This is a genomic window from Nonomuraea terrae (genome assembly GCF_004348995.1).
GTDB lineage: Bacteria > Actinomycetota > Actinomycetes > Streptosporangiales > Streptosporangiaceae > Nonomuraea > Nonomuraea terrae.
Genome location: NZ_SMKQ01000378.1, coordinates 1 through 3,695 on the forward strand (window position 1 = coordinate 1; position 3,695 = coordinate 3,695).

Here is a 3,695-nt window from a genome sequence, read left to right on the forward strand (position 1 = left end):
GTCCCCGCCCCGGACGCAGCCGCCGGAACCCCCGGCCATCTCCCCGGCGGGTGAACTCCTCAGGGCAGGGCCTCCCGCCCTCCACCACGAAGAACGGCCTCGCCGGCGCGGAGATCAGCCCTCACCCCAGCTACCTGGAACATGTACCGTCAGCGCGCCGGTCCACCGATCCAGCGGGCCACCGGACACCCGGATATGCGTGCATGGCGCGCCAGGGGGCAGTTGTGGCGGCATGAAGAACTTGCTCAAACTGCTGGTGGCCCGCCGTATGTCCGCTACGCCGATCGGCATGATCGCCCTGGGTGTCGGCTGGCTCATAGCCCGCCGCCGCAAGCAGCGCCAGGCCGAACCGCAAACATCACGAACCAGGCGGCGGATGCCCGCCCACCGCTGATGCACCGTCCGCGCGTTGGAGGAGGCAAGTCACCCGGCGATGGCGGCGCGACGGAACAGATCGGCCGGCATTTCTTCGTCCAGCTCCCATGTGATGGCCATGGGGCGCTCGCCGGCGTGCGACACGTAGCGGGCCGTGCCGTGGAAGATGAACGATTCCGGGTGGCGATTCTCGTTCTCCGTGCGTTGCCGGGTGAAGAGCAGGATGTGGCTGCCGTCCCTTTCGTGGGTCTGGTAGCGCCGACCCGTGGTCGACGTGGCGCTGGTCCGGTTCTGTGACTCCCAGTGGAAAAGCTTCGGCGTGAGGGCGTAGTCCCGGTACATGGTCTGCGGGGAGAACTCCTTCTCGTTCTTCTGCAAGGTGACGAACAGGGCGTCGCAGCGGGCGGTCGGGCTCCAGGCCACGCCCTCACGCATCGTCGAGGGCACGGAACCGCCGAGATTGGCCCAACCCAACGCGGCGAGAACTTCGTCGGTGGAGTAGTGACCGTTGATCACCAGGGGCACGTGGGCGAGCGAGGCGCCCGGCGGCTTGGTCACGTGGCGTGGGCGTTCGATCCCGTACGCCAGAACCTGCGTGATCTCTTCGCACAGTGCGCGTTCGGCCCGCAACTGCCGCAGGCCCTCGTCGTACGAGGCGAAGTCACCGCCGTCGCGCCAGAACGAGAAGAAGAGCATGCGAGCGAACGCCTGCTCGGTCGGCGAGCAGTCGTCGTATCGGGGGCCGTCCGGGCTGAGGAGTTCCATGTACGCCGCGGCCCGGCGGCGATCGTCCACGTGGAGCAGCGCGCGCACCCGGCGGCCAAGGAACTCCTCCATCGGGGAGGCATCGCTGGTGAGGAGCCCCGCGCCTCGGAGCAGAGCCGTCCAGTAGCGCTTGTTGCGGTAGAGGTCACTGATGTCCCGACCGCCGGCTTCCAGATAACCGACGAGGGACGTCTCGGCGTACGACCGGATCTCCTGCTTCAGCGTGTTGACCGTGGCGCTGAGGTGGACCTTGAGTTCCGCGAGCAGCCGGTCCTTGGTGACCCGGTCGAGGACGATCTGAGAGCCGGACGGCAGCAGCGGGAAGTCGTTCTTCGCCTGCGTTTCGAGCCGGCCACGGGCGAACCCCGTCAACGCCTGGAACCTGTTGCTGAAGCGATATTCCTTACGGTGCCGGCCGACGAAATCGAGGACAGTCAGTACGTCCTTGTCGGGTGTGCGACGCAGGCCACGGCCGAGCTGTTGGAGGAACACGGTGGCGCTCTCGGTCGGACGCAGCAGGAGCAGCGTGTTCACGTCAGGCACGTCGAGGCCCTCGTTGAAGAGGTCCACCGCGAACAAGAACGTGACGTCGCCATCGCGCAGAGCCTTCAAGGAGAGTTGGCGCTCGGAGCTCTCCGTCGTGCCGTCCACGGCCTTCGACGGCAACCCTGCCGCGGTGAAGAACTCGGCCATGAAGCGCGCGTGATTCACCGAGACGCAGAAGCCCAACCCTCGTACCGCAGCAGGATCGCCGACCTTGTCCAAGAGTGCGTTGAACACGAGTCGAGCACGCGCGGTGTCGCCAGTGAACACGTTCTCCAGAGCGGCGGTGTCGTAGGAACCGCGCGACCATTTCACCGTGCTGAGATCGGTCTCGTCATTGATGCCGAAGTAATGGAAAGGACACAGCAGATCGGCATCGAGAGCGTCCCACAGCCGCAACTCCGAAGCGATACGGCCATCGAAGAATTCGTCCTGCACCCAGGTGCCGTCCGCGCGCTCGGGTGTGGCGGTGAGCCCGAGCAGTTCCCTGGGCTTGAGATGGTTGATGATCTGCCGGTACGTACGGGCGGCGGCGTGATGGAACTCGTCGATGACGACCACGTCGAAATGGTCGGGCTCGAAGTCTTCGATCGTCCGGCTCAAAGACTGGACTGACGCGAACACATGTCGCCAGTGTCTGGCCCGGTCTTCCCCCACATGGAGCTCACCGAAGTCGGGAACCGCCAGCACCTGCCGATAGGTGCGCAGCGCCTGCGCCAAGATCTCCTTACGGTGCGCCACGAAGAGCAGCGTCGGCCGGCGGCCAAGACGCTGCTGCAAACCGCGGTAGTCGAACGCGGCCACCACGGTCTTGCCCGTCCCCGTAGCGGCTACGAGCAGGTTCCGATGCCGGTCCTGGACCGTTCTCGCCACGTCAAGGTCGTCCAGCATCTCCCGCTGGTGCGGAAAGGGGTGCGGCACCAGGGCCGGAATGTCGAACAGCCGCTCACCGGTCTTGGAGCGCGACAACGCCTCGTCCAGGCGTTCGGCGTCGACATCAGGGTCGTACGGCTCGAACTCGGGCCGGTTCCAGTACGAGTCGAACGTCCCCTCGAATTTGTCCAAGAGTCGCGGGGTGGTGACCGACGACAATCGAACGTTCCACTCCAAGCCGTCCAGCAGCGCGGCCCGGGAGAGGTTGGAACTGCCCACGTACGCGGTGTCGAATCCGGTACGGCGCCGCAAGAGCCATGCCTTGGCATGCAGGCGCGTGGAGTTCTGCTCGTAACTGACGCGTACCTCGGCGCCGAAGTCGCGGACCAGCCGGTCGAGTGCGCGCCGTTCGGTCGCCCCCATGTAGGTGGTGGTGATGACCCGCACGGGCGCGTTCCGCTGACGTAGTTCGTCCAACGGACGTTCCAGAATGCGGAGCCCCGACCATTTCACGAACGCGCAGAGCAGGTCCACCCTGTCGGCACTGGCCAACTCGGTCGTCAACTCGTGGGCCAGGTGGGGATCTTCGCGTGCGTTGGTGAGTAACGCTGCCTCGGAGAGCGAGGTCAGGGGCCGCGCCGGCGGGCCGGCGCCGGGTGTGTCTTTGACGATCGAGAGGAGCCTGGCGGGGCCGTCGGAAACCGCCTCAGGTTCGGGGAGCAGCCCCAGCAGCCGGTTGGCGAGCTCCACCTGCTCGACCGGGTCCTTGATCATGGCCAACGACCGGGTGGCGGCCTGCCCGAGGAAACGGCCGAGCAGGTGAGCGACCTCCTCGTTGTGCACCTCGGCTGTCTCCACGAGGTGACCGGTCTCGCTCCACCTGCGCGCGAGTTCTCTGAGCCGCTCGGTGAGCAGGGAGTCGTACAGGCCAGTGATGGGGGTGTCGGCCACGGGCAGCTGCCTTCTCTGAGGGCGCTGGAGATCAATCTCCTTGTCGGAGATCAGAGGGTAGCGCGCCGACCATGGAGCAGTCGCGTGGAGATGCGACGCCTTCTGTGAGGGTGATCCGGGGCGGTCAGCGCTTGCGTTTTCTGCCAGGGCTCTTACGGCGGCCTCGGGCGCCTGGGGGTGTTGTGGGA

The 3,695-nt window shown here is 66.3% G+C and carries 2 protein-coding genes; one reads left to right on the forward strand and one right to left on the reverse strand.

What is annotated here, in order from left to right; translation table 11 throughout:
* The first annotated feature begins 232 nt into the window (after positions 1-232).
* Positions 233-394: a DUF6203 family protein gene (locus E1286_RS46435; protein WP_132623687.1), complete on the forward strand. Its 162-nt coding sequence runs from the start codon at positions 233-235 to the stop codon at positions 392-394.
* 29 nt (positions 395-423) lie between these two features.
* Here E1286_RS46435 and E1286_RS46440 read toward each other — a convergent pair whose 3' ends face one another.
* Positions 424-3,507, reverse strand: a complete 3,084-nt coding sequence (locus tag E1286_RS46440; RefSeq protein WP_132623689.1) for a DEAD/DEAH box helicase — start codon at positions 3,505-3,507, stop codon at positions 424-426.
* Positions 3,508-3,695: the final 188 nt, after the last annotated feature.